The organism is Methylobacterium haplocladii, from assembly GCF_007992175.1.
GTDB lineage: Bacteria > Pseudomonadota > Alphaproteobacteria > Rhizobiales > Beijerinckiaceae > Methylobacterium > Methylobacterium haplocladii.
Genome location: NZ_BJZT01000002.1, coordinates 114,865 through 140,262 on the forward strand (window position 1 = coordinate 114,865; position 25,398 = coordinate 140,262).

At 65.3% G+C, this 25,398-nt stretch carries 18 protein-coding genes; 14 read left to right on the forward strand and 4 right to left on the reverse strand.

Annotated elements, in window-relative coordinates; all coding sequences use genetic code 11:
- Positions 1–44: 44 nt before the first annotated feature.
- Together MHA02_RS01040 and MHA02_RS01045 are read left to right on the forward strand one after the other, a co-directional pair.
- Entirely contained in the window at positions 45–1,742 is a 1,698-nt protein-coding gene (locus MHA02_RS01040) for a thiamine pyrophosphate-binding protein (protein ID WP_147076110.1), read from the forward strand.
- Between the two features lie 383 nt (positions 1,743–2,125).
- Positions 2,126–3,061, forward strand: coding sequence for a hypothetical protein (locus MHA02_RS01045; RefSeq protein WP_238180172.1), 936 nt, complete (start codon positions 2,126–2,128; stop codon positions 3,059–3,061).
- Between the two features lie 32 nt (positions 3,062–3,093).
- On the opposite strand, the gene MHA02_RS01050 is transcribed toward MHA02_RS01045, so the two are convergent.
- Together MHA02_RS01050 and MHA02_RS01055 are read right to left on the reverse strand one after the other, a co-directional pair.
- The gene (locus tag MHA02_RS01050; RefSeq protein ID WP_147076111.1) at positions 3,094–3,951 is read right to left on the reverse strand and encodes a branched-chain amino acid aminotransferase; all 858 of its coding nucleotides are present in this window, start codon (positions 3,949–3,951) and stop codon (positions 3,094–3,096) included.
- A 111-nt stretch (positions 3,952–4,062) separates the two neighbouring features.
- Positions 4,063–4,512, reverse strand: a complete 450-nt coding sequence (locus tag MHA02_RS01055) for a cupin domain-containing protein (RefSeq protein ID WP_147076153.1) — start codon at positions 4,510–4,512, stop codon at positions 4,063–4,065.
- Positions 4,513–4,950: 438 nt separating this feature from the next.
- Here MHA02_RS01055 and MHA02_RS01060 point away from each other — a divergent pair, with 438 nt between their 5' ends.
- The 3 genes from MHA02_RS01060 to MHA02_RS01070 all read left to right on the forward strand — a co-directional run bounded on the left by MHA02_RS01060 (position 4,951) and on the right by MHA02_RS01070 (position 9,435).
- Complete coding sequence (locus tag MHA02_RS01060) at positions 4,951–6,243, forward strand: O-acetylhomoserine aminocarboxypropyltransferase/cysteine synthase family protein (RefSeq protein ID WP_147076112.1); 1,293 nt, start codon at positions 4,951–4,953, stop codon at positions 6,241–6,243.
- Positions 6,244–6,350: 107 nt separating this feature from the next.
- Positions 6,351–7,283, forward strand: coding sequence for a homoserine O-succinyltransferase MetA (gene metA / locus MHA02_RS01065; protein ID WP_238180173.1), 933 nt, complete (start codon positions 6,351–6,353; stop codon positions 7,281–7,283).
- A 364-nt stretch (positions 7,284–7,647) separates the two neighbouring features.
- Complete coding sequence (locus MHA02_RS01070; protein WP_147076114.1) at positions 7,648–9,435, forward strand: long-chain-acyl-CoA synthetase; 1,788 nt, start codon at positions 7,648–7,650, stop codon at positions 9,433–9,435.
- A gap of 24 nt (positions 9,436–9,459) precedes the next feature.
- Here the strand turns inward: MHA02_RS01070 and MHA02_RS01075 are convergent, their stop codons facing one another.
- Positions 9,460–10,425 carry an NAD-dependent epimerase/dehydratase family protein gene (locus MHA02_RS01075; RefSeq protein ID WP_238180174.1) on the reverse strand — a complete coding sequence of 322 codons (966 nt, stop codon included), beginning with the start codon at positions 10,423–10,425 and terminating at the stop codon, positions 9,460–9,462.
- A 383-nt stretch (positions 10,426–10,808) separates the two neighbouring features.
- Between MHA02_RS01075 and MHA02_RS01080 the strand changes: the two genes are divergently transcribed.
- The 7 genes from MHA02_RS01080 (at position 10,809) to MHA02_RS01110 (ending at position 21,584) form a co-directional block, all read left to right on the forward strand.
- Positions 10,809–11,090, forward strand: a complete 282-nt coding sequence (locus MHA02_RS01080; RefSeq protein ID WP_147076115.1) for a DUF2312 domain-containing protein — start codon at positions 10,809–10,811, stop codon at positions 11,088–11,090.
- Between the two features lie 206 nt (positions 11,091–11,296).
- Complete coding sequence (gene msrA, locus MHA02_RS01085; protein WP_147076155.1) at positions 11,297–11,815, forward strand: peptide-methionine (S)-S-oxide reductase MsrA; 519 nt, start codon at positions 11,297–11,299, stop codon at positions 11,813–11,815.
- Positions 11,816–12,476: 661 nt separating this feature from the next.
- On the forward strand, positions 12,477–13,283 hold the full coding sequence (locus tag MHA02_RS01090; protein WP_147076116.1) for an alpha/beta fold hydrolase: 807 nt from the start codon (positions 12,477–12,479) through the stop codon (positions 13,281–13,283).
- A gap of 28 nt (positions 13,284–13,311) precedes the next feature.
- On the forward strand, positions 13,312–15,273 hold the full coding sequence (locus tag MHA02_RS01095; RefSeq protein ID WP_147076156.1) for a PAS domain S-box protein: 1,962 nt from the start codon (positions 13,312–13,314) through the stop codon (positions 15,271–15,273).
- Between the two features lie 808 nt (positions 15,274–16,081).
- Entirely contained in the window at positions 16,082–17,515 is a 1,434-nt protein-coding gene (locus MHA02_RS01100; RefSeq protein ID WP_147076117.1) for a site-specific integrase, read from the forward strand.
- A gap of 453 nt (positions 17,516–17,968) precedes the next feature.
- Positions 17,969–18,565, forward strand: a complete 597-nt coding sequence (locus tag MHA02_RS01105) for a hypothetical protein (protein WP_210245044.1) — start codon at positions 17,969–17,971, stop codon at positions 18,563–18,565.
- 442 nt (positions 18,566–19,007) lie between these two features.
- A complete protein-coding gene (locus MHA02_RS01110; RefSeq protein WP_147076119.1) occupies positions 19,008–21,584 on the forward strand; it encodes a hypothetical protein in 2,577 nt (858 codons plus the stop codon).
- Between the two features lie 273 nt (positions 21,585–21,857).
- On the opposite strand, the gene MHA02_RS01115 is transcribed toward MHA02_RS01110, so the two are convergent.
- Entirely contained in the window at positions 21,858–22,871 is a 1,014-nt protein-coding gene (locus MHA02_RS01115; RefSeq protein ID WP_147076120.1) for a hypothetical protein, read from the reverse strand.
- A 313-nt stretch (positions 22,872–23,184) separates the two neighbouring features.
- On the opposite strand from MHA02_RS01115, the gene MHA02_RS01120 reads away from it, so the two are divergent.
- Positions 23,185–23,502, forward strand: coding sequence for a hypothetical protein (locus MHA02_RS01120; protein WP_147076121.1), 318 nt, complete (start codon positions 23,185–23,187; stop codon positions 23,500–23,502).
- A 96-nt stretch (positions 23,503–23,598) separates the two neighbouring features.
- Positions 23,599–25,044 carry an IS1182 family transposase gene (locus tag MHA02_RS01125; RefSeq protein ID WP_147076122.1) on the forward strand — a complete coding sequence of 482 codons (1,446 nt, stop codon included), beginning with the start codon at positions 23,599–23,601 and terminating at the stop codon, positions 25,042–25,044.
- Positions 25,045–25,398: the final 354 nt, after the last annotated feature.

Below are 25,398 nucleotides of genomic sequence, written 5' to 3' on the forward strand. Positions count from 1 at the left end.
CCGGCATCCGTAAGAGGCTCGCCCGCGACGGTCCGGATCGCACCATGCTCGACCAAGACGTCTCCAACGGTCCCATCGCGAGCCGCAGCGCGGCCCAGGCGCTGGTGGATCAGCTTGCCGCGAACGGCGTCGACCACGTCTTCACGGTGCCCGGCGAGAGCTTCCTGCCGGTGCTCGACGCCCTCTACGAATCGCGCATCCAGATCACGGTCTGCCGCCAGGAAGGCGGCGTCGCGATGATGGCGGAGGCCTACGGCAAGGCGACGGGCCGGCCCGGCATCTGCTTCGTGACCCGTGGACCCGGCGCGACCAACGCCTCGGCCGGCATCCACATCGCACAGCAGGATTCGACGCCGCTGATCATGTTCGTCGGCCAGATCGAACGCCATCTGCGCGACCGCGAGGCCTGGCAGGAGGTCGATTACCGCGCCGCCTTCGGCCCGATCGCCAAATGGGCCACCGAGATCGACGACGCGGCGCGTGTGCCGGAATACGTCTCGCGCGCATTCCATGCAGCAACCGGGGGCAGGCCGGGTCCGGTGGTGATCGCGTTGCCGAAGGACATGCTGAAGGATGCCTGTCCAGGCCCGCTCGCCGCACCCTGGCGCCCGGTCGAGGCCGCCCCCGGGCACGAGGAGATCGAGCAGCTCGCGGCGTTACTCTCGGAGGCTGAACGGCCCTTCCTGCTGCTCGGCGGCAGCCGCTGGAGCGAGGCGGCCTATCGCGACATCCACGCCTTCGCCGACCGTTTCGACCTGCCGGTCGCCACGAGCTACCGCCGGCTGCCGTTGTTCGATCCTCTGCACCCGGCCTATGCCGGCGATCTCGGGTTGGCGGCCAACCCGAAGCTCGTCGCGCGAGCCAAAGCGGCCGACCTGCTGATCGTGCTGGGCGGACGCCTCGGCGAAGTCCCGAGCCAGGGCTACGAGCTCATCGACATCCCGAACCCGCGCAGCCGGCTCGTCCACGTCCATCCGGGTTCGGAGGAACTCGGACGGGTCTACGTCCCGCATCTCGCGATCAACGCCGCGCCCAACCGCATGGCGGCGGCTCTGGCGCGCCTCGATGCGCCTGCAACGGTGCCGTGGGCGAAACAGACCCGCGCGGCCCATGCCGACTATCTCGCCTGGAGCGAGAAGGCGACACCGCAGCCCGGCGACGTGAACCTCGGCGCGGTGATGATCCACCTGCGCGAGACGCTGCCGCCCGACGCGATCCTCTGCAACGGTGCCGGCAACTACGCGGCCTGGATCCACCGCTACTACCGCTTCCGGCAGCGCGCCACGCATCTCGCGCCGACCTCGGGCTCGATGGGTTACGGCGTGCCGGCGGCGGTCGGGATCAAGCGGATCTATCCGGAGCGCACGGTGATCTCGCTCGCGGGCGACGGCGACTTCCTGATGAACGGGCAGGAATTCGCCACCGCCGTCCAGTACGATCTGCCCATCGTCTGCATCATCTGCGACAATGCCAGCTACGGCACCATCCGCATGCACCAAGAGCGGGATTTTCCCGGCCGCGTCGCAGCGACCGACCTGCGCAACCCGGATTTTGCCGCCTATGCCCGCGCTTTCGGCGGCTTCGGCATCACGGTGGAGCGTACCGCGGATTTCCCGGCCGCGCTGGAGGCGGCACTCGCCTCGGGCCAGCCGTCCATCATCCATCTGAAGATGTCGACCGACGCGATCTCGCCCGGCATGAGCCTGACCGCAATCCGCGAGAAGGCGCTGGCCGGGAGGTGAACCGGGCCGCGTACCGTCTCACGTGATACCACTTCCGGCGTATCGGATCGGAGCCTTCTTCGTCTTTGCAAGAGTAGCGAAGCAACCCAGGGCCACACCCGCAACGTCAGTACGTTGGCGCCGGATCGCTTCGACTTTGCCTCGCAATGACGGCTGAGCCTGAAGGACACGATGTCCGAACGCATCAGCCGGCGGCGGTCCGGCAGGTCGGCAACGGGCGCAGCGAAACTCGGTAACGGACGCCTCGTCGCGCGCCTTAACCAAGAATTAGCGGGCGAAGTCTCATCTTTGCTCCGGTCATCCGCGGACCGTCCCAGCGCCAGCCACAACCCAGCAGGCCACGTACGCGCTGCGGGTACAGGTCCAGGGGTGAGTACCCTGTCATGAACATGATCGTAGCCGAACCGGCACAAAAAGCCGCCGCGATCCCGGCCAATGCCGCTGCCCTGCGCTGCCGGATGATCGAGGAGACCGACCGCGACGCGGTCGTCGCGCTGTTGTGCAAGGGCTTCTCCGGCCGATCGGAAGCGCATTGGCGCCGGGGTCTGGAGCGCCACATCGCCCGCGGCGTGCCGGACGGCGTGCCGCGCTACGGCTACCTGCTCGAACGCGACGGCGCCGTGGTCGGCGTGCTGCTCACGCTCTACACGCGGATCGAGGACGGTGCCGGCTCGCACCTGCGCTGCAACCTGTCGAGCTGGTACGTGGAGCCGGCCGTCCGGGCCGCGGCCACGCTCCTCGACGGGCGCGCCATGCGCGACAAGTCCGTAACCTATCTCAACATCTCACCGACCGTTCACACCAGGGCGATGCATCGGGCTCGCGGTTTTCGGGCCTACGCCGACGGGCAATTGCTTGCGGCCCCGGCTCTGAGCCGGATCCGGCGCGGGCAGCGAGTCGAGACTCTCGCAGACGCGAACCTCGCGCTGCTGCCCCCGCGGGAACAGGCGATCGCCCGTGACCACGCGGGCTACGGCTGCCTCGTGCTGGTCTGCCGCGAAGGCAATGCGGCCCAGGCCGTCGTCCTGCAGCCGCATCGCATCAAGGCCCTTCCGCGCTGGTCGGCGAGCCCCACCCTCCCCTGCTATCAACTCGTCTATGGCCCGGCGGGCGAAACCCTCGGACGCTGGCTCGGAGCGCTCGGCCGCCACCTGCTGTTCCGGCACGGCATCCCGCTTCTGTTCCTCGATGCGAACGGCCCGATGCCAGGCGTGGTCGGCCGCTACATCCACGACCGCGCTCCGCGCTACGCGAAGGGACCGCACCCCGTCCCGGTCGGGGACCTCAGCTACACGGAGCAGGTTCTGTTCGGCGAGTGAGCGGGCGGCGCCCGTCGCCGACGGCACCATCGCTAGCGGTGTGCGAACTCCCAGTAGAGCTTGCGCGCGAGACGGAAGATCGGACCCGGCTCGAAGCGGGCGTCGTCGAGCCCGATGACCGGGGCCACCTTCGCGAAGTTGCCCGCGGTGAAGACCTCGTCCGCCTGCAGGAAGTCGTCGTAGAGCAGCGTCTTCTCGACGACGGCGACCCCCTCCGCGCGCAACAGCGCGATTACGCGGGCGCGAGTGATGCCCGCGAGGAAGGTACCGTTCGGCACCGGCGTGTAGACGATGCCGTCGCGGGCGAAGAAGGCGTTGGCGTTGGCGAATTCCGCGATGTTGCCGAGACCGTCGCACATCAGGCAGTTGCCGAAGCCGCGCGAGAGCGCTTCCGTCAGCGCTCTCGCGCCGTTCGGGTAGAGGCAGCCGGCCTTGGCGTCCACGGGCGCCATCTCGATCGATGGACGCCGGAACGGCGAGAGGGTCGCCCGCACGCCGGTCGGCAGCGGCATCGGGGCGACGTAGATGGACAGGCACCAGTTGGTGGTCTCGGGGTCGAACCGCACGCCGCCCGCGAAGCCGGATTCCGCCCAGTACATCGGGCGGATGTAGAGCTCGGCATCGTGCGGGAATCGGGCGAGCCCATCTCGGACCAGCCCGTCCCATTGCTCGACGCTCACCTTCGGCTTGAGACCCAAAGCCTCCGCCGAACGGTTCACCCGCGCCAGGTGCAGCTCAAGATCGGGCGTAACACCTTCGAAGGCGCGGGCTCCGTCGAAGACGGTCGAGCCGAGCCACGCGCCATGCGTGCGCGGCCCCATCAGGCGGACGTTGCCGGAGTGCCAATCGCCCTCGAAGAACGTCCAAGTGTCCGTGTCCGGTGTCGACATCGCTCGGGTTTCGCCTCGGCTGCACCGCGTTCGGCGACCCGGTCCGTCACGGCCGGGTCGCGAGGCCGCGCCTGACGCGCGGCTGGTGGATTCGACGGGTGGCGCCGAGGTTCAGGCCGCGCCCAAGCCGACCTGGAAGCCGCCCGGCTTGGCGGTGTTCTTGCCCGTGAGGATACGCTTGATCTTGCCGAAGGCCCGCAGCGGGAAGGTCATCAGCCAGGGCTGCGTCTTCCGGCAGAAGGCGACCTTCCGCACGTATGTCTCGACATGCCAGTGGCAGACCGCCCCACGGGGCAGGAACAGCACGTCGCCGGGACCGAAGGTCTTGGCCGGCCCGTGGCCGTCGCTGATCGTCGCCGAGCCTTCGAGGAAGTAGATCGTCTCGTCGATGTCGTAGATCCACTCGAACTTGCCCGCGGTGCAATCCCAGATCAGCGTGCTGGCCATACCGTCGGCGCCGCTCGACAGCGTGGCGTTGCGTGCCATCGGATTGCCCTCGCGGATCCAGCTCGGCTCGATCGGTGCCGGCGCCAGCTCGACGGTGGTCACGGACGGGATCATCGGTTTGGTCTTCAAGACGGTCTCCCTCGTCGGCGCCAGCCTGCGGATGAGCGAAGCGCAATCTCGGCAGCAATTACGAGGATTCCGACGCCGCGCAAGAACTTCTACTGCGTATTATTAATGACTTCGAACACGCATTTGCGCTGACGGCAGAAAGATCAATATCGCCTCAAGTCTTGAAGTCCTTCTACGGCACATCCGTTCCACGATGGGATCGACACGGAAACGTCCCGAATGATTTCCGCAATTCTGTCGAACGACCGGTCAGGCCTTATAAACCATTGTTTCAGAAGAACTTTTAACGGACGTCCGGCATGGTAGAGGTCATGCCCCGTCGTTTGGCCTGCTCGAACGGATGTCCCGTTACGATACGGACATGCCTGGTTCGACCCTTGCTCGACGGCTGGCAGATCTTGCAACTCCAGCACGGAAATCCCCATGCGCAGCGAGACGATCGCGGTTCACGCCGGCTTCGACCACGATCCGGCGACGCATGCCGTGGCGGTTCCGATCTACCAGAGCGTCGCCTACGCCTTCGACAGCGCCGATCACGGCGCGGCCCTCTTCAACCTCGAGGAGGAAGGCTACCGCTACAGCCGGATCGCCAACCCGACGGTGGCGGTCCTGGAGAAGCGGGTCGCCGAACTCGAGGGCGGCCATGCGGCGCTCGCCGTCGCCAGCGGTCAGGCGGCCCTTCACTACGCCATCGCGACGCTCGCCGACCACGGCGGCAACATCGTCTCGGTGCCCCAGCTCTACGGCACCACCCACACCCTGCTCGCCCATGTGCTGCCGCGTCAGGGCATCCAGTGCCGGTTCGCCGCGAGCGACGACCCGGCCGAGATCGCGAAGTTGATCGATGACGACACCCGCGCGGTCTATTGCGAGTCGATCGGCAACCCCGCTGGCAACATCTGCGACATCGAGGCGCTCGCCCGCGTCGCCCATGCCCGGGGCGTGCCGCTCGTCGTCGACAACACGGTGGCAACGCCGATCCTGCTGCGGCCGATCGATTACGGCGCGGACATCGTCCTCGGCTCGCTGACCAAGTTCATGGGCGGCCACGGCACGACGATGGGCGGCTTCATCGTCGATTCCGGCCGGTTCGACTGGAAAGCGCAGGCCCGGCGCTTCCCGATGTTCTCGGTGCCGGACGTGTCCTATCACGGCCTCGTCTACGCCGAGCATTTCGGCAAGGGCGCCTTCGTGGCCCGCGCCCGCAGCGTCTACCAGCGCACCACCGGCGCCGTGCTGCCTGCGATGAGCGCGTTCCTGCTGCTCCAGGGCATCGAGACCGTAGCGCTCCGAGTCGAGCGGCACGTGCAGAACGGCCGCAGGGTCGCGGAATTCCTGCGCGCGCATCCCGGGATCAGTTGGGTCAACTATGCAGGCTTCCCCGAGAGCCCGCACCACGCGATGGCGCAGAAATATCTCGGCGGCGAGGGCTCCTCGCTGCTCACTTTCGGCGTGCGCGGCGGCTTCGAGGCCGGCAAGTCCTTCTACGACGCGCTCAAGCTGGTGAAGCGGCTCGTCAATATCGGCGACGCGAAATCGCTGGCCTGCCACCCCGCCTCGACCACGCACCGGCAGATGACGCCGGCCGAGCAGGCTTCCGCCGGCGTCTCCCCGGAGATGATCCGAATCAGCGTCGGCATCGAGCACATCGACGACATCACCGACGACCTCGATCAGGCGCTCGCAGCGGCCAACGTTCTCGCCCGCGCGGCGTGACCGCCGTCTGCGCGGCGATTAGCCAGGAGTTCTTCGCAATGCTGGATCACGGACATCCCAGCCCCGCTCCCTCCACAGGATGGGACGGCTCCGAAGCGACGCCGGTCATGCCCTCATGGCCGCGCATCGAGCGGCCGCTGCGGATCGGCCTCCTGAACAACATGCCTGACGCGGCCTTCGTCCAGACCGAGCGGCAGTTCCGGCAACTCATCGGCCAGGATGCGGTGCTCGCACCGTTCGTCTTCCGCGACCTTCCGCGCGGACCCATCGTCCGCGCCCATATCGATGCGCATTACGCGCCGCACGAAGCACTCGCGGCGGCGCGGCTCGATGCCCTCGTCGTCACCGGATGCGAGCCGAAGGCCCAAAACCTCGACGACGAGCCGTTCTTCGCACCGCTCGGCGCGGTGGTGGATTGGGCCGCGGCCAACACCGTCTCGACCCTGTTCTCCTGTCTCGCCTCTCACGCGGCGGTCCTGCATCTCGACGGCATCCGGCGCAGGCCGCTGCCCGCAAAGCATTCCGGCGTCTACGCCTGCGCGGCCGTTCCGCATCCGCTCCTCGCCGGCATGCCGGACACCGTCGCGGTGCCGCATTCCCGCTGGAACGACCTGGCGGAAGCCGATCTCGTCGCCCGTGGCTACACGGTGCTGCGACGCTCGGCCGAGATCGGGGTCGACCTGTTCGTGCGCGAGACCGGCAGCCTGTTCGTGTTCCTGCAGGGCCACCCGGAATACGCGCCCGACAGCCTCGCCCGCGAGTACCGCCGCGACGTCGGTCGGTTCCTGGACGGCAGCCGTGACACTCATCCGCCGCTGCCGGAGAACTATTTTTCCGCGGAGGCCGTAGCTCGCCTCAACGCCTTCGCGGCGGAAGCGCAGGCGCGGCGCGAGCCCGAGCTGTTCACCCGGTTCCCGAGCCTCGCGGCTGCCCCGCCAAGGGTGCCATCGTGGCAGGAGCCGGCGGTACAGCTCTTTCGCAACTGGATCGCGCAAGTCGCCCTGCGCCGGACTGTCGGCGCGGAGCTCTGCGCGGTTTGACACGACATCCGGTTGATTGGGTCAGGTGGCGCAGTTCTTCTCCTACCCCATCGGAGCTACGGGGCCTGTACGGATTTGATTCGATATCCCACCCACGCCCTCACCCTGAGGTTCCGGAGCGTAGCGGAGGCCGCACGGGGGTCTTCCTGGTCCCGACGCGATCCCTTGGAGAACCCTTCGAGGCCCGCTGACGCGGGCACCTCGAGGTGAGGTTCCGGGTGGGAGATAAAGAGAGCCAAACGGCTTCGGAACAGCTTCATATCGGGCGCAACCATACGGGGAAGAGAGAGTCTTCGCCGATCGACTGATGCACGCGATACGGTCTGAAACCGTCCGAAGCCTGATCCTCCAACAACGCAGATTCATGGCCGCCTCCCCTCTCCCCCCACCGTCGCAGCGGCCCTCCTCGACCTCGGGCTGGATCGGCGCGCTCGAACGGACCGCGCGCATCGATGCGCAGCCGGAACGCATTTTCCCCCGCGTCATCGACGAACTGGCCACCCGCCACGGCACCGCCCCGGCCCTCATCGGCACGGACGAGACGCTGAGCCACCGTGATCTCGCAGCGCGCCAGAACCGCTACGCCCGCTGGGCGCTCGCCCGGGGGCTGGTCAAGGGCGAAACCGTCGCCCTGCTGATGACCAACCGGCCCGATTTCCTGGCGATCTGGCTGGGCCTCACCCGCGTCGGCGTCCGGGTGGCGCTGCTCAACACCAACCTGCGGGATCGCAGCCTCGCCCATTGCATCGACGTCGCGGCCCCCCGGCTTCTCATCCTGGAGGCCGATCTCGCCGAGGCCGTCGCGAGCGCGCAGCCGCATCTGGCGAAGCAGCCCGACATCGTCTGGCAGGGGCCCGGTGCCGGAGGACCGTCGTTGGCCGAGGCCGCCGCCGGCTACTCCGAGGCTCCGCTGCAGGCAGGAGAGGGACCGGCCGTCACGGTGCGCGACGAAGCTCTGCTGATCTTCACCTCCGGCACCACCGGCCTGCCCAAGGCCGCGCGGGTAAGCCACCACCGCATCATGATGTGGACGCACTGGTTCGCCGGATTGATCGATGCCGGCGCGGACGACCGGATGTACAATTGCCTGCCGCTCTACCACTCGGTCGGCGGCGTCGTGGCACCCGGCAGCGTGCTCATCGGCGGCGGCTCCGTGGTGATCCGCCCAAAATTCTCGGCGAGCGCCTTCTGGCGCGACGTCACCGAGACCGGCGCGACGGTGTTTCAGTATATCGGCGAACTCTGCCGCTACCTCACCGTGGCACCGCCGGACCCGTTCGAGCGCCGGCACGCCCTGCGGCTCTGCACCGGCAACGGAATGCGGCCCGACGTCTGGGAGCGGTTCCGCGAGCGCTTCGCGATTCCCCGCATCCTCGAATTCTATGCGGCCACCGAGGGCACGGTCTCGCTCTACAACGTCGAGGGTAGGCTCGGCGCGGTCGGACGCGTGCCGCCCTTCATGGCGCGGCGCTCACCGGCCCTGATCGTGCGGCACGACGTCGAGACCGGGCTGCCGCTGCGCGATGCCGCCGGCCGCTGCGTGCCGGCCGATCCGGACGAGCCCGGCGAGCTGCTCGGCCGGCTGTCGGCGAAGGCCGAACACAGCTTCGAGGGCTACACCAGCGCCGAGGAGACCAGCCGCAAGATCGTTCGCGACGCGCTCCAACCGGGCGATGCCTGGATGCGCACCGGCGACCTGATGCGGAAGGATGCTCAGGGCTTCTTCTATTTCGTCGATCGGATCGGCGACACCTTCCGCTGGAAGGGCGAGAACGTCGCGACCACCGAGGTCGCCGAAGTGCTCGGCCATTGCCCGGGCGTGCTGGAAGCCAGCGTCTACGGCGTCGCCGTGCCCGGTTCCGAAGGCAAGGCCGGCATGGCCGCGCTGACGACCGGCGCGAGCTTCGACATCGATGCGTTGCACGCCGCCCTGGCGGAAGGGCTACCGGCTTACGCGCGTCCGGTCTTCCTCCGGATCGTCCAGGATTTCGCGCATACCGAGACGTTCAAGCAGAAGAAGGCCGTGCTCGCCGCCGAAGGCTTCGATCCGGAGCGCATCGGCGATGCCCTCTACATCGATCGCGATGGGCAGTACCGGCCACTCGATCCGGCGACTTATGCAGCGGTCGGCCGAGGCGACGTGCGCCTGTAGCGGGGTCCGATCAGCGATCGCGCGTCACGGCCGTACCCGCGCACGGGCATCGTCGAGAATACGCGTCAGGGACTCTGCCAGTGCGATGCGCGGCTTCCAGCCCGTGGCACGGGTGAGCGCCGAGGCATCGCCGCTCGCGGTGGGAATCTCCGACGGTCGCAGCCGGTCGGCCGCGACGCGGATCTCGAACGGCACCCGAGCCTGCTCGCGCAGGCCGTTGAGCAGGTCGGAGATCGGCCGGGCGCGACCCGAGCCGACGTTGAAGACGGAGCGCGGCTCCAGGCTGTCCGATCCGCGGATCACCGCGGCATACGCCGCGACGACATCGCCGACGTCCAGAAAATCGCGTCGCGCCGTCAAGTCGCCGACATCCAAAACCGGCTCGGAAAGCCCGGCCTCGATCCGGGCGATCTGTCCGGCGAATGAGGGGACGACGAAGCGCTCGTCCTGCCCCGGTCCGATATGGTTGAACGGCCGCAGCGTCACCAGCCGGATCCCCGCCGCGGGCAGCACGTCGGCGAGCAGTCCCTCCGCCGCGAGCTTGGTGCGGGCATAGGTGTTGGCCGGTTGCGGAACGACCGTCTCGTCGAGCGCTTCGCCCGCGAGGAAGGCGCGGCCGTAGACCTCGCCGGAGCTCGCGAACAGGAACGTCGAGCCGGGTGCCCCGGCGACCATCGCCTCGGCGACATTGAGAACTCCCAGAAGGTTGACCCGCCAAGTCTCCGCAGGCGCGCCGCCAGCCTGCCCGACGGATGACAGGCCGGCGAGATGCAGCACGTGCGTCGGCGCGAACGCTGCGAAGAAGCGTGACAGCGTGGCGCCGTCGAGAAGATCGATCGCGGCCAGGCTCACGCCCTCGGGAGCGTTCTCCGGTACGTGGAGCCCGAGCCCGGCAATCGCATCGCCCGGCGCGCGAGCCCCCGCCAAGGCTCGCAGGGCATGGCGGCCGACGAACCCGCCAACGCCGGTGATCAGGATCCGGGTCACCATTCATCCCTCGACGCCCGAGCGCCCGGTCCGCCGAAGGCTCGGTCAGCGCCTCGGTGAAATGAATGCATCGGCTGCGCCGGGCCGATCAATGCCCCCCGCCGATTGTCCCGCCCGTTTCGGTCCGGGTCGGAGCGATTCGACGAAGCGCGCGAGCGCAAGTGATCGTCGTCGCTCGGCGTGTTGCGCGGCGCACGCGCGGCATGGCGCCCTCTCGGGCCGCACAGCTTCGGGTTCACGGCCCGGTAAGCCCGAGCCGATACCAACGCCTCTCGAGCGCACCACACCCTTCGCCGATGGCCGTCCGGACCGACCGATCATCGACTCTCGTCCCGCCCCGGCCTAAGGCCGCCCCCATCAGACCGCAACCGCACGGAGCCCCAGTCATGAACGCCCACGTCAGCCCCGCCGGCCAGGACGTCTCCTCCTCCGAGGGCGTTGCCGCCGACGAACTGCGCCAGTTCATCGAGCGCATCGAGCGCCTGGAAGAGGAAAAGGCTGCGATTGCCGGCGACATCAAGGAAGTCATGGCCGAGCTGAAGGGCCGCGGCTTCGACGTGAAGGCCGTCCGCACCATCCTGCGTCTGCGCAAGAAGGATCACGCCGAGCGCCAGGAGGAAGAGGCCATTCTGGAACTCTACATGCAGGCCCTCGGAATGGTCGTCTGACGATCGACGCCGTGTGACCGCCCCGCCTTCCTTGACGCGTCGCCGTCTCCCCAGGGCGATGCCGTTCGGGCCCTCCCGGGACGCCGGCCGTATGATCCGATCCCGTCGGGCGTCGCTTTGTAGCACGCGCCCGAATTCCGCAGCGGCGGCCGAGTTCCTATCTATCGGGAACGACTACTCGGTTTCGACCCGAAGGAGGACGGATGATGAGCAACGAGCGAGCTATTCTCGCCGGAGGATGCTTCTGGGGCATGCAGGATCTGATCCGGCGCCAGGAGGGTGTGGTGTCGAGCCGCGTCGGCTATACCGGCGGCGACGTGCCGAATGCGACCTACCGTAACCACGGCACCCATGCCGAGGCGATCGAGATCACATATGACCCGGAGCGCACGAGCTTCCGGCGGATGCTGGAGTTCTTCTTCCAGATCCACGACCCGACCACTCCGAATCGCCAGGGCAACGACCGCGGTCTGAGCTACCGTTCGGCGATCTACTACACTGACGACGAACAGCGCCGGGTTGCCGAGGCCACCATCGCCGATGTCGACGCCTCAGGCCTCTGGCCCGGAAAGGTGGTCACGGAGGTCGTGCCGTCGGGGCCGTTCTGGGAGGCCGAGCCGGAGCACCAGGACTATCTGGAGCGACGTCCCGATGGGTACACCTGCCACTTCATCAGGCCGAACTGGACGTTGCCGGCCCGGGCCGAAGCGCTTCAGGGAGCTTGAGGGAAATACCCCCGTTCGCAGGCGTCGCCGACCGAGGCGGCGTCGCGAACGGCACGAGGACCGGACCGCTCGCGCGACGACCACATCCAAAACGATCGCGGCAAGAAGTTCGAACGGCTATGGAGCCGGTAGCGCGACGCCGCTGGTAGTGAGGATCGTCGAGATCGAACCTGTCTGCGTCGGGTTTTCCCTAATACTGCAAAAAAACAGCTAATCGCTTCGGAAATCCGCATTTAACTTTGCTGACCACCAAATTTCCAATGACATCTGAGCAAATTATGGACAATTTTCCTACAGCACCGATCAGAGAATGAAACCGAATTTACAGTGAAAGCTGATGCGCCAGCATGGTTGAGTAGGATGGGTCCATCGGCAGCTTTGCGCTCATTCCAGTGAAAGACAGCGTGTGCTCTTACTCCCTGGAGGGAGGCTGAGCGGCGTGGTTTCGTTGGATTTCCGCTTGGGTGCTTTCGGAGCGATAGCAGACGAGCGCACGTTCGCTGAATAGCGAGCGCTGGCTGCGAGATGATCGCGATCCGGTTTCGAAAGGGACAGGCCGATCACTGCACACCTGAAGGCTGCCGCGTCAGCAGGGCCGGCGGGTTGAGCGAGCGCTGCTCGCGGATGCATGCTAGACCGCCAGCCTTCTAGGAGTGCGGGCTTGTCCGTCGTTCGGCGACACAACGTGAGGCAGGCTGGCGCCGGTGCGACCGCCATGGTCTTCGCGCATGGCTTCGGCTGCGACCAGAACATGTGGCGCTTCGTGGCTCCGGCCTTCGAGGAGCGCTACCGCACGATCCTGTTCGACCATATCGGGGCCGGCGGATCGGACTTGGCCGCCTACGACGCCGACAGGTACGCCTCTCTCGACGGCTATGCCGACGACGTGGTCGCGCTCTGCCGCGGCCTGTCGGTGACCGGTGGCGTGTTCGTCGGCCATTCGGTAAGCGCCATGATCGGCATCCTCGCCGCGAAGAAAGCCCCGCAGCTGTTCGACAGCCTCGTCCTGGTCTGCCCCTCGCCGCGCTATCTCGACGACGACGGCTACGTCGGCGGCTTCACCCGCCCGCAGATCGACGAGCTGCTCGACTTCCTCGACACGAACCACATGGGGTGGTCCCAGGCGATGGCGCCGGCGATCATGGGGAACGCCGACCGGCCCGAACTCGGTGAGGAGCTGACCAACAGCTTCTGCCGCACCGACCCGGACATCGCGAAGCGCTTCGCCCGCACGACCTTCCTCGCCGACAACCGCGCCGATCTCGCGGGCGTAGAGGCGCGCTGTCTCGTCATCCAGAGCTCCGAGGACGTGATCGCACCACAGGAGGTCGGCGCCTACGTGCACCGGCACCTGGCGAACAGCGAGCTCGCGCTGCTCGACGCGACGGGCCATTGCCCCAACCTGAGCGCGCCTGCGGAGACCATCGCGGCCATCCAGGCTTTCCTTCGAGGACCGAGCCGTGGATGAGACGGCCGCCACCCTTCCGGTGCCGGACGTGGACGACCTGGAGGACCTGTTCGAGAACGCGCCCTGCGGCTACGCCTCCGCCCTGCCGAACGGACGCATCTCCAAGGTCAACCGGACGCTCTCGACCTGGCTGGGTCACCTGGCGGACGAACTCGTCGGACGCCGCTTCCTCGACCTCCTGAACATCGCCGGCAAGGTCTATTACGAGACCCATTTCGCGCCGATGCTGCGGATGCAGGGCTTCTTCGCCGAGGTCGCCCTCGACCTCGTGCGCGCGGACGGCACGACGCTGCCGGTCCTCGTCAACGCCGTCGTCCGCAAGGACGAGGCGGGCGGCGTGCGCTTCATCCGGATCACCGTCTTCAACGCCTCGGACCGTCGGCGCTACGAGCGGGAGATGCTCGACGCGCGCCGGGTCGCGGAGCAGGCCACGGTCGCGCTGCGGGAACTCAACCTGACGCTGGAAGCCCGGGTCGCCGACCGGGCGCGCGCCCTGGATCGGGCTTGGCGGCTCTCGCCGGATCTCCTGGCCATCGCTGACGCGCAGGGGACGCTGCTGGCGGTGAACGCGGCCTGGACGGACTTGCTCGGCTGGGAGGGCTCCGACCTCGTTGGGCAGGGCTTCGCCGGGCTCACTCACCCGGACGATCTGGAGCCGACGCGGGCCGCCCTCGGCCGCATCATGACGGCGCCGCTCGTCGAGCCTTACGAATACCGCCTCAGGCACAGGGACGGGACCTATCGCCGGTTCGCCTGGACGGGGGCGTTCGAGGACGGCCAGATCTACGCGACGGGCCGGCACACGACGGTCGAGCACGAGCAGGCTGCCGCGCTGGTGCGGGCGGAGGAGGCGTTGCGCCAGTCGCAGAAGCTGGAAGCGGTCGGGCAGTTGACCGGCGGCGTGGCGCACGACTTCAACAACCTCCTGACCATCATCCGCTCGTCCGTCGACTTCCTGCGCCGGCCGGACCTGCCCGAGGACCGCCGCACCCGCTACATGGACGCGGTCTCCGACACGGTCGACCGGGCGGCGAAGCTCACCGGCCAGCTCCTCGCCTTCGCGCGACGCCAAACCCTAAAGCCGGAGATGTTCAACGTCGGCGAAAGGCTTCGCGGCGTCGCCGACATGCTCGACACCGTCACCGGCGCTCGGATCCGCGTCGTGACCGAGATCCCGGACGAGCCGTGCATCGTGATGGCAGACGTGAGCCAGTTCGAGACTGCGCTCGTCAACATGGCGGTGAACGCCCGGGACGCTATGGACGGCGCGGGCACGCTGACGTTGCGCCTGGACCATACCGGCAACCTGCCGCCGATCCGCGGGCATGCCGCCGCGCCCGGCCGGTTCGCGTGCGTCTCCCTCACCGACACCGGCAGCGGGATCGCGCCCGACCAGGTCGCCCGCATCTTCGAGCCGTTCTTCACAACGAAGGAGATCGGCAAGGGAACCGGGCTCGGGCTCAGCCAGGTCTTCGGCTTCGCCAAGCAGTCTGGCGGCGACGTCGAGGTCGAGAGCGAGCCCGGCCGCGGCACCACCTTCACGCTCTACCTGCCGAAGATCATAGGGGATGCCTGCGAACCGTCGGCAGCCCTTCCCGACGATGGGAGCTTTCCGAGCGGCGAGGGCCAGTGTGTGCTCATCGTCGAGGACAATGTCGAGGTCGGCCGCTTCGCCACCCAGATCCTGGAGGATATCGGCTACAGGACGACCTGGGCCGCCAACGCCGAGGAGGCGCTGGAGAAGCTCGGCACCGATGGCGCCAGCTTCGACCTGGTATTCTCCGACGTGGTCATGCCCGGCATGGGCGGCATCGCGCTGGCCAAGGCACTCCAGCACCGGCTGCCGCATCTGCCGATCCTGTTGACGTCTGGCTACAGCCATGTGCTGGCTCAGGACGGGCTGCACGGCTTCGAGTTGTTGCACAAGCCGTATTCGGCCGACCAGCTTGGGCGCATCCTGGGCAAGGTGGTGCCACGGCCGCGGGACTGAGCAACCGTCCGTGCCGGTCGGATGAAGGAAATGGGCGCAATTCTGCCGGAACGGCGGCGGGGCGAACGACTGCTTCCCGGCGTGGTGGGGGCCGTGAATTACGACTAGCTCGGGTCGAAGGCGGAGGATCTTGCTTCCGGGCAGGCTGCCAACTTCTGTTTTCGGCGCAAAGCCGCCCATCGTTGCCGCCGGATCAATCGTGTCCTGATCTACCTGCCAGAAAGGGAATCCAAGAAAGCCTTTCACATCCACGCCCGGACAAGTATTTTGCGTCAACGTCAGAGCACTGTTGTTGCCATTCGACGACGGAGATCACCGCGAAACCGTAAGGCCACTTACAGCCCGATAATCATACTCGATAGGTCACTAAGCGAAAGACCTGAGGTTCGCTAAACCATCAGAATTCCAATACCGGGCCTAGCTGTCGAGTACCTTGAGCGACATTTCATTTCGAACTATCTCTCGATATGAACGAAACGCTCTCGCACGATCTCGTGCCGGCCTAGCAGAAAATCTGGCCCGTCTTCTGAGATTATCGAGTTTTGCCGGCCCGTCGACCCGAATTGTTGACGCAATTCCTGCGCGCAGAGACGGGATGCGGCCGTTGAAGGCGTCTACCGGCACGAAGCAAATTGTTACGGAGAACGACGCCAACTTTTTTGCGGGACTACCTGGTGGAGCTGAGCGGGCTCGAACCCACGTTCGATTAACCCATTGCGGTTATGGAAGTCTTTGGAGGCCCGAAGGATTTCGGGACGCATCCTGGGACGAACGTGGGACTTATCCTCCCGTAGCTCCGGATCTAACCTTGCCTCGCCAGCCAGATCCCAAGAAGGCCTATCTCGAACTCCACGGCACGACCTGGCGCGTCAGCGTCGCCGTTCCGAAGGAGGCCCGCAAGGCGCTCGGCACCGGCCGGCTGAAGCACAACCTTGGCACCGACAGTCTCTCGGTCGCGAACGTCCTCAAGCGGCAGCACGTCGAGCGGTTCAAGAGGCAGATCCAGGATGCGCTGGACGCGTCCCGCGGCCCCAGCAGATCCGACCTCAACGTCGCGCTTGAACTCGGCAAGGTCGCCGGACGGCTGCGGGAGCAGGGAACGCCGGAGGAGTGGCGCGCCTTCACCGACGCCGTCTACGAGCGGCAGGCCGAGATCCGTTGGAAGGATGCCCGGTGGATCACGGTCGAGGACCCCGAGGACGGTCCGTTCGAGCAGGAGCAGGAACGGCCCGAGCAGGCCCGGAAAGCCGACCTCTTTTCCGACGTCGCCTATGGACGCGCGACTCCGATAGACCTCCACCATGAGGCCTATCTGGCGCAGCTGTTCGTGACACGGCGTACGAAGTCCGACGACGAACGCGCCCTCAAGCTCATCCTTCAGTGGTGCGCGAGGGATGGAATCCCCCCGTCGGTCGAGAGGATCGACGGGAAGAGGGCCTATGCCTTCGCCGATGCGCTGAAGGAGATGACCGGTCTCGATCACGTGACGCTCAACAAGTACATCGGTCGGCTGTCGTCGTACTGGCAGTACCTGGTGCAGCGGACGGATGCGGCGAAGACCAACGTGTTCGCCGGCGTCGTGGTGAAGGGACCGAAGAAGCCCCACGACCAGAAAGAGCGGCCCTTCTCGAATGGAGAACTGGCACGGCTGCTCCTGGGGCCGGCGACGCCGCACATGTCGGACCTGATGATGATCGGCGCGCTGACCGGCGCCCGTCTCGACGCCATCGTCCGGCTTAGGGTGTGCGATACCGCGAACCGCTGCCTGCTGTTCCAGCCGCAGAAGTCGGAGACGACCGCGCGCTACGTCCCCGTGCATCCGGACCTCGCGGCGGTGATCGCGCGGCGAACGGCGGGGAAGGCGCCAAGCGACGACCTCTTCCCCGAATGGCCGCCTGTAACGGACCCGAACTCGAAGCGCGAGCGCAGCTTCAAGGCCTCGAACCATTTCACGGATTACCGACGTTCGGTCGGCGTCAGCCACGACATCCCTGGGGTGCGGCGCTCCCTCGTAAATTTCCACTCATTCCGGCGGTGGTTCATCTCCCGCTTGGAACAGGCAGACGTTGCCGACAGCCTGATCGCCGCCGTCGTCGGCCACAAGCGCAGCGGCATCACGCTCGGCGTCTACAGCGAGGGTCCGGTGATGGGGTCCGCGCGCAGGGCTGTGGCGAAGGTGAGATTGCCGCCGCTGGACGGAAGCCTTGTGCAGGAGCCGGACCAGGTCATCGCGCGGTCTTAGCCGTCGCGCCGACATCCGGCCCGAGACGTCACCCGAAGGTCCGGCATCCCCTTGTGCCCCGCCCGAAACCCTAGCCTCGCCGACGGCAGGGAATTGCCGGCGAGGGCCATCCCGAAGGAGGCTTTCCCATCAGCCCAGCATACGACTCCTACATCAGGTCGCTTGCCTGGCAGGCGAGCCCGGCCCGCCTAGCCGAAATCGAGGCGGCGGGACGCCGGTGCCGCGTCTGCTACGCGGGGGCGGCGGACGCCGTGCTGGAGGTCCACCATCGAACCTACCTCCGCTTCGGACGCGAGCATCCCTCGGACCTGACGTTACTGTGCAGACCCTGCCACCGGGTGGTGACGGACGAGCTGCGCCGTCGCCGTTACGCCCGCAGACCGGTCGGGCCGCCGCAGGACGTCCGAGACCTCGTTCCCGGTCGCCGCCTGACCACCGTCCCGGCCTATGGAGATGCCATTGCGACACGAGCGGCTGACGATCGAACTGACGGGCACGGCACCGCTGCTCATGCGGTCCGGGCGGATGGTGGATCCCCTGGACCCCGTCGCGCAGGAGATCGCGGCGATCACACGCAAGCGCGTTCGCACCGAGGCGGACATCGCACGGATCGATGAGCTCGAATGGACGGGTGGTCTGTGGGCCTTGTCCGGCAAGCCCTGCGTGCCGGCCGAGGCGATCGAGGCCATGGTCGCCGAGGCGGCCAAGCTGAAGCGGGCCGCGAGATCGGTCCGCGCCGGCTTCCTCGTGCCGGAGACGCCGACCCTGGACTACGACGGCCCGCGCGACCTGGAGACGCTTAGGTGCGACGCCCGGTTCCGGCTCCGCGTTCCCGTCGCAATCGGGCCGCGACGGATCATGCGGACCCGGCCACGCTTCCCGGCCGGATGGAGATTGGCCTTCGAGGCCGACTACCTTCCCGACGTCCTGAACCCGCGGGACATCGGGGAATTTATCGCCTTGGCCGGACATCGTGTCGGCTTGGGCGATTGGCGGCCGCGGTTCGGCCGCTTCCTGGCGCAGGTCACGGCAAGGCAAGGGCTCGGCTAGGCGAGGTCAGGTTTGGTTAGGCATGGGGGCAGCCCGATGGGTCGGCCCGCGACGCCCGAGCATTGCGCTCGGGCGTCGCTTGCCAAGGATCGGATCTCCTCTCTTTCAGCACGACGCGCGTAGGCTCCTCGATTTAAATCTTTGATTTTGCTGAGTTTATATGTTTGTCGATAAATCAAAGTATAGGATAACGCATCTAATCCTTCAGTCAGGCTAAAGCGTCGTATATCGGCTTATAAAAGGCCGGTCTCAGCTGAAAAAATGTTGCCAATACCGGTTGTTTTGCAAGAAATACGTTGACTCTTGCGAGCCGGCACTGCCAGCAGTTTACGGATAGGGCGGCGGCGTCTTGACGGCACGCTGGGCGGACCTCCGAGCCGTAAACGGCACGCGACACGGCGGCCAGTCGCGCCAAGATCGACCTGTCAGGAGACCGAACCGGATGGCGCAAACTCCCAAGCTCTCCAAGCCAGGTGCCGGCGGGCGGCCGCGTACCCGGTCGCGGCTGTGGAAGAGCGGCGGGATCGGAAGGGCCGCCCAGGCGGAGGTTCTGAAGGCCTATCAACTACGGCTCGTGGCCGAGGGACGGGGCGTGCCCGCGCATCACAAGCGGCCCGACGACATCTGGTGGACCCAGGTCCGGCGCGAGACGGGGCTCAACCAGGAAATCCAGGCCGTCGGCTGCGTTGCCCGGCTCGCGGTCGAGGCAATGGCGTCCGAGATCGGTCTGACCGTCGTTCGGGGACTCGACGTCATCACGCTGGGCCGCTTCAAACAGAAGGCCTTGGCCGAACGCGAGCGCAACCTGCGGGCGCGGACGGACATGGATCTCCAGGGGCGCAAGAAGGCGTTGGCGAACCTGCGTTGGGCACTCGGATGCGTGTCAAAAGTTTACGGCGACCGGTCCGCAGCGCGGGAGTCTATCGAGGGTCTGCTCCATGATCCTGATACGGCCGGCGGGAGCCTGCGCGCCGAGTTGTCGTGGTGCCTCAGGTTCCTGGCCGTCAACGAGGCCGACGCCGACCTGCCGGACGACTTCGGCGGAGCGTTGCGTCGCGCCCTCACCAAGGCGGGCCAGCCCCGGCGCACGGCTGCGGCCACGATCGGCATGAACGAAGGCAGCCTGAGCAACTGGATGAACGGCATGTGCGGCCCCTCGCAGCGGTCCATGCATCTCGTCGCGGCCCTCGAAAGGCTCTGCAACCTGCCCGAGGGCAGCCTCGCGTCGAGGGTGCGGTTTCGAAGGAGCGGGAAGGGTTCCATACCCCGGAACGTCACGCTACCCCCCGACTTTCCGGCCAGATCGGCGCAGCGGAAGAGGTTGCTTGTCCAGCTGCCCAACGACATCGCGACGATGGAGCAGTCAGCGCGCGACACCCTGATTGGGGACCTTTGTGACCGGCTCCGCGAGGAACAGGTTCGGCGCGACCGCGTGGTCGAACGCACCGCTGGTCAACCCTATCGCCTGTCGCTCTGGCCGCGTGAGCTGCAGGAGGAATGGAGCGATCTCGTTCGCTTCAAGGGAGAGGCGGCGCTTGAGCGGCTGACAGACGAACGCGAAGGCAAGCGTTGGAGGCGCGGAACGCAGGAGATCGTTAAGTCGCACCTGTCCAGCCTGTTCGGTTTCCTGACCCACGAGCAGCGGCCCGGCGCACTTCCGGTTGCCGACCTCAGCCTCGCCTATCTGGTTTTCTCGGGCAAGCTCAGCGGCCTGTTCCTCCGCTTCCGCAGTGAGCGTAACGCGAAGTTCGATCCGGCGCGGGGCGCCTACATCACCGGCGCCGACATCACCGGCATCCATTTCGTCAAGGCCTTGCTCAAGCCCGAGACCGGATGGCTGACCCAACGTCCGGAACTGGCCGCGCGGCTGAGACCGGTCGACGGCATCGCCACGGCCGAGGACATCGACCGAGTGCGCGCCGATTGGGCCGGGGCCTGCGCCGACGCCAACCGGGCGTGCCGCCGGCTGGTCCGGGCGCACGAACAGTTCGTCGCCCGCGGACGCAACAGCCACGAGGCGGTGCTGCCCATCCTGAAGTTTCCGAACCCCCTCTCTGCCCTTCGGAAGCTGAACTCCGAGCTGCGGATCGTGCGGGAGGCAACCGCATCGAACACGCTGGCCGGCGCTTACGCACTCAGGGACCAAGTCCTGGGCGGCATCGTCGCGCAATATCCGTTGCGCCCCGAAACCCTCTCGCTGATCGACCATCCATCGGAAGGGACCGGCCACTTGCGACAGGAGGAGGGCCGGTGGCGGCTTTGCATCTCGCGACTCGACTTCAAGAATTGGGAATCTCCGTATTTTCGGGTCGGCCACGACGGCTGGCGGGATTTCGACGAGGAACTCCTCGACGTGGAGGGCCTGTACGATGCCATCGAGGATTACATCGCCTGGGGGCGGCCCCTACTGTTGGCCGGGCCGGCCAAGCATCTCGCGCTTCGTACGCCGGCGCTCTTCGTCCTTGTCCCGCACCGGAACAAAGTCGGCCAGGTCGTTAGGCGCGAGCGCATGGTCGTGAGGCCGGAAGGGGGAGTTCCGCCGGCGATTGATCCCGGGCGCATGACCGCCGATCACATAGCCGACCGGTTCCTTCTCATCACGGGCCGCCATCTCGTTTGGCGGGAGAGTACGGGTTCGGGCATTCCGGGCGTGCGCCCGTTCGCGCCGCAAGCCTGCCGGCACATCGTGGCTACGGGTGTCCTCAAGCTGACGCGAGGCGATTACAGCGCCGCTGCCGATGCCATTCAGGACGACATTCCGATGATCAGGAACACGTATGGCCGGTACCTCCCAACCGACCGGAGGCATGTTGTCCGTCGCGTCTTCGAGGAAGCCTACGAAGGCGATCTCGGCTTCGAGGCCGATAGACCCGCCTCGCCGCGCGACAGGTTGACCTTACCAAAGCGTTCGGCCGGGTCGGGCACCTGGGCGGAGGAAATAAGCGAGCCGAGCCGATTGGATCACCGTCCTCCGGCTTGGTTGGCGCGCGCGCCGGCGGCTCGGGGGCGGTACGATTGACCGAGGCATCTAACCCTTCAGTGTGAATCGGCTTCGAAGCATGACCCCGGCAAGATCGAATCTAACTCTTTCAACGATCTAGAAAAAACGAAACGGAGGTGGTGTCACGATCGGTGCCGATGCCAACCCCGCCTCAAAGCAAATTTCAGCTTCAATTTCAAAGTATTGAGTGGTATTTATGAGGGGTGAACCTTCGACGCTTATTCACAGGCGAGGCGCTACCAGCTCACGCCCCGGCTATTCAAGGCGAGGGCGATCACGCGAACCTCAAGCTTAATCGCCTTCAGGAGTATCCTTTGCCTTCTTGATAGCAAAAATCCGCTCTACCTTTGCTAGTAAGTTGTTTTCATATTGAATTTCCATCTCGTCTCGGCGCAGACTAACGGTCGTTTGCCCCTTCTTGAGGATAAAGTTTCGTTCTGTTTTTGTAATTTCATTGCAAATCGAGCCGATCAATTTCTTATCGTCCGTCAGGATCGCAGACTTTAAACCAATAAGCTTAAAGTCTACATTGGTAATCTCGTTCTGAAAATATTTAGTCTCAAATATGCTGTAGCGATATAATCGTAGAAAAAAGTAGGCGAATATCTGGATTACAACTACGAGAGAAAATCTGATAGCAAATCTTATAGCTATATCAGTTGTCGCCACCCCGCCAACGATATCAACTGTTGTTGCGGCTATAAAATACCACAGCAGCCCAATTCCGAATAGCGACACCATTGCGCCAATTACAAGATTGAGATTGGCTCTGCGGCCAAGTGTAAAAACCTCTTGTTGCAAGCGTCGTCTGGTATCTTCCGCTATGCGATCCACAAAACTCGAAACTTCTGCGGAAAAAGAAGTTTCTTTATATTTTCCTTCCCAATACTTTGAGAGCTGACCAATTACGTCATTAGTCAATCTGTCGCGAGCAATAAGTAACGCTTGATCTTTATCTTCTTTACTAAAAATTGCTCCTTGAGACTGTTTTTGCAGCGCGACTATCTCTTTCTGAAGCGATTGGATCTGATCTTTTAGCGGATCTACTTCACTACTAATAAATCCCAATTCTATTTCAGGAGGGGGAAATGACACCTTTTTAGCGGATTGAAGATAATTTAGCATCTCTAAGGATGTACCTAATAGGATTATCAACCCGCCAAACGTAAATAGCAGTTGTTGAGTGATTTTATCTAAGATGCCTGCCGAACTAATGGTAATGGCTATAATTACCAAGCCAGTTCCCAATATGGGAATGGTTCGAGAGCGACTAATAACTTGAGCAATTTCTACAGGTGCGGACATCGGTTTATCAATACATTACCGTTCAAGGGTAGTGGTCTCATACCAGATGGAACTTAGGTCGACCGTTACCGGTTGGCTACAGCCTTTAAAATTCATCAGCCCCAAAACCATACCTACAGCTCCGCGACGCCGAGCCGACAATAATCCGGCAGCGGTCCCGCCCGTCAGGGCGGTTTTGCTTGCCTGCCCATAAGCGAGCATCAACAAGAGCCAACACCAGCCGTACAACAGCCCCCGCCGAGCCGTTCATCCCGCCGATCAGGCCAAGGGTGAAGCGGCAGAGCATCGTTTCCGGGATTGGCTCGATGAGGGCGTGCTGCCGCACCTCTATATTGATCAGACGCCCATGAGCGTCCCCGCCCCGATGCGCGGCATGCTCAAGCGGCCGGATTACCTTGCCGGGGTGCCCGGCGTCGGCATGGTGGCCTTCGATGTGAAGGCCAAGAGCGTCTACGATGACGCTATCATTTTCGATCTGGACGAGGTGCGGAAACTCCGCACGTTCGCCCGGCTCTTTCACCTGACCGTGTATTTCGCCTGCCTCGATCCGGCCGGAGGCAGTGCCAGCTATTGGGTGCGGCTCGACCAGCTCGACGGCTTGCCCGCCAAGCGCCTAGTGGTCAAAATCTGACGGATGGAACCCTTGCTCTGGGTCCGCTCCCGATCCTGGCTGTGTGAAAACGGACGAGTCGGATAGAGTTTTCCCGCTGGGTCGCGGGAGGATCGGATGGGTCGTTTCGTGGAAGGAGCCGACCGCTCGCAGCTTTGCCTTCTGCCCGAATGCCTCGACGACTGGGTTGATGAAGACAATCCCGTCCAAGTCATCGAAGCCTTCGTCGACGCTCTGGACCTCGCCGCGCTGGGCTTCGCTGGCGTGCTGCCGGCGGCGACGGGACGACCGGCTTACCATCCGGCTGCTTTGCTCAAGCTCTACATCTACGGCTACCTGAACCGCGTGCAGTCGAGCCGGCGGCTGGAACGCGAAGCCGGGCGCAACGTCGAGCTGATGTGGCTGCTCGGCCGGCTTGTGCCGGATCACAAGACCATCGCCGACTTCCGCAAGGACAACGGCAAGGCGATCCGCCAAGTCTGCACCCGCTTCGTCGCCCTGTGCCGTCAGATGAGTCTGCTGACCGGCGGCACGGTCGTGGTGGACGGCAGCAAGTTCAAGGCGGTGAACAACCGCGACCGGAACTTCACCCAGGCCAAGATGGCCCGCCGCCTCGCGCAGATCGAGGAGAGCATCGCACGCTACCTGCAGCAACTCGACAGCGCCGACCGGCAGGAGCCGAGCGAGGCGATGCTGACCAAGACGACGCGGCTGAAGGACAAGATCGGCCGGCTCCGGCAGGAGGTCGACCGGCTCGCCGCAATCGACAAGCTGATGTGCCAGTCGCCGGACGGCCAAATCTCGCTGACCGATCCCGACGCCCGCTCGATGGCCACCAGCGGGCGCGGCTCCGGCATGGTCGGCTACAACGTGCAGGTCGTGGTCGAGACCGAGCACCATCTGATCGTGACGCACGACGTAACCAACGTCGGCAACGATCGCGCGCAACTTGCTCCCATGGCCAAGGCGGCCCAGCAGACGCTCGGTGTCGAGGACCTGCACGTCATCGCCGACCGCGGTTACTTCGATGGCGAGCAGGTCAAGGACTGCGTGGAGGCCGGGCTGACCATCACCTTGCCCAAGCCGCAGACGTCCGGCTCGAAGGCCGAGGGCCGCTTCGGTAAGCAGGACTTCGTCTACCTGCCCGATCAGGACGCCTACCGCTGTCCGGCCGGTGACGTGCTGCCCTACCACTACAGCAACGTCGAGAAGGGCATGGAGCTGCGGCGCTACTGGTCGACGGCTGCCTGCTCCGCCTGCGCGATGAAGCGGCAATGCACGACGTCCAAGGAGCGCCGCATCACGCGCTGGAAGCACGAGCATCTGATCGAGGCGGTCCAAGCGAGGCTCGACGCCAATCCCGATCTGATGCGGGTACGGCGCGAGACGGTCGAGCACCCGTTCGGTACGATCAAGGCGCGGATGGGCGCGACGCACTTCCTGATGAAGCGCCTGCCCAACGTGGCCGCCGAGATGGCGCTGCACGTGCTTGCCTACAATCTGACCCGCGTGATGAATATCCTCGGGCGACCGGCACTGGTCGCGGCCATCAGGGCCGTTTGACGACCCCACTGCGTACACTTGGCGGGACAACGACGCTTGGCGCAATCAAAGGCGTAGAGCTGCTCACGGCCGCCTCAGAGCGATACCAAGAAAATCTGCTGATTGTCCGCTGTCCGCCAAGACCGCAATCACCAAGCTAATAATCGCAAACCGTTTTTACACAGCCAGGACCCTTTGCAGCCATTCCTGACCGTCTCCCGGAATGACAGCTCCGCCACCAAAGCTGCCGAGGAAAAGCTGACCGAGATCCGCCATCAGCCTAGACCGTTCATTCGCGTAAACTGCCATTATGGAACGTCATCACTCACAATCAACGACGCTTTCTTTTAAAATTGTATGATTATAAAATTTTTT

Bases quoted from the DNA above. Each gene is read 5' to 3' on its own strand.
- msrA (WP_147076155.1), top strand. From the start codon at position 11,297: ATGAGCAACGAGCGAGCTATTCTCGCCGGAGGATGCTTCTGGGGCATG.
- MHA02_RS01110 (WP_147076119.1), top strand. From the start codon at position 19,008: ATGGCGCAAACTCCCAAGCTCTCCAAGCCAGGTGCCGGCGGGCGGCCG.
- MHA02_RS01070 (WP_147076114.1), top strand. From the start codon at position 7,648: ATGGCCGCCTCCCCTCTCCCCCCACCGTCGCAGCGGCCCTCCTCGACC.
- MHA02_RS01075 (WP_238180174.1), bottom strand. From the start codon at position 10,425: ATGGTGACCCGGATCCTGATCACCGGCGTTGGCGGGTTCGTCGGCCGC.
- MHA02_RS01060 (WP_147076112.1), top strand. From the start codon at position 4,951: ATGCGCAGCGAGACGATCGCGGTTCACGCCGGCTTCGACCACGATCCG.
- MHA02_RS01125 (WP_147076122.1), top strand. From the start codon at position 23,599: ATGGGTCGTTTCGTGGAAGGAGCCGACCGCTCGCAGCTTTGCCTTCTG.
- MHA02_RS01115 (WP_147076120.1), bottom strand. From the start codon at position 22,871: ATGTCCGCACCTGTAGAAATTGCTCAAGTTATTAGTCGCTCTCGAACC.
- MHA02_RS01080 (WP_147076115.1), top strand. From the start codon at position 10,809: ATGAACGCCCACGTCAGCCCCGCCGGCCAGGACGTCTCCTCCTCCGAG.
- MHA02_RS01105 (WP_210245044.1), top strand. From the start codon at position 17,969: ATGCCATTGCGACACGAGCGGCTGACGATCGAACTGACGGGCACGGCA.
- MHA02_RS01045 (WP_238180172.1), top strand. From the start codon at position 2,126: ATGAACATGATCGTAGCCGAACCGGCACAAAAAGCCGCCGCGATCCCG.
- metA (WP_238180173.1), top strand. From the start codon at position 6,351: ATGCCCTCATGGCCGCGCATCGAGCGGCCGCTGCGGATCGGCCTCCTG.
- MHA02_RS01055 (WP_147076153.1), bottom strand. From the start codon at position 4,512: ATGATCCCGTCCGTGACCACCGTCGAGCTGGCGCCGGCACCGATCGAG.
- MHA02_RS01040 (WP_147076110.1), top strand. From the start codon at position 45: ATGCTCGACCAAGACGTCTCCAACGGTCCCATCGCGAGCCGCAGCGCG.
- MHA02_RS01050 (WP_147076111.1), bottom strand. From the start codon at position 3,951: ATGTCGACACCGGACACGGACACTTGGACGTTCTTCGAGGGCGATTGG.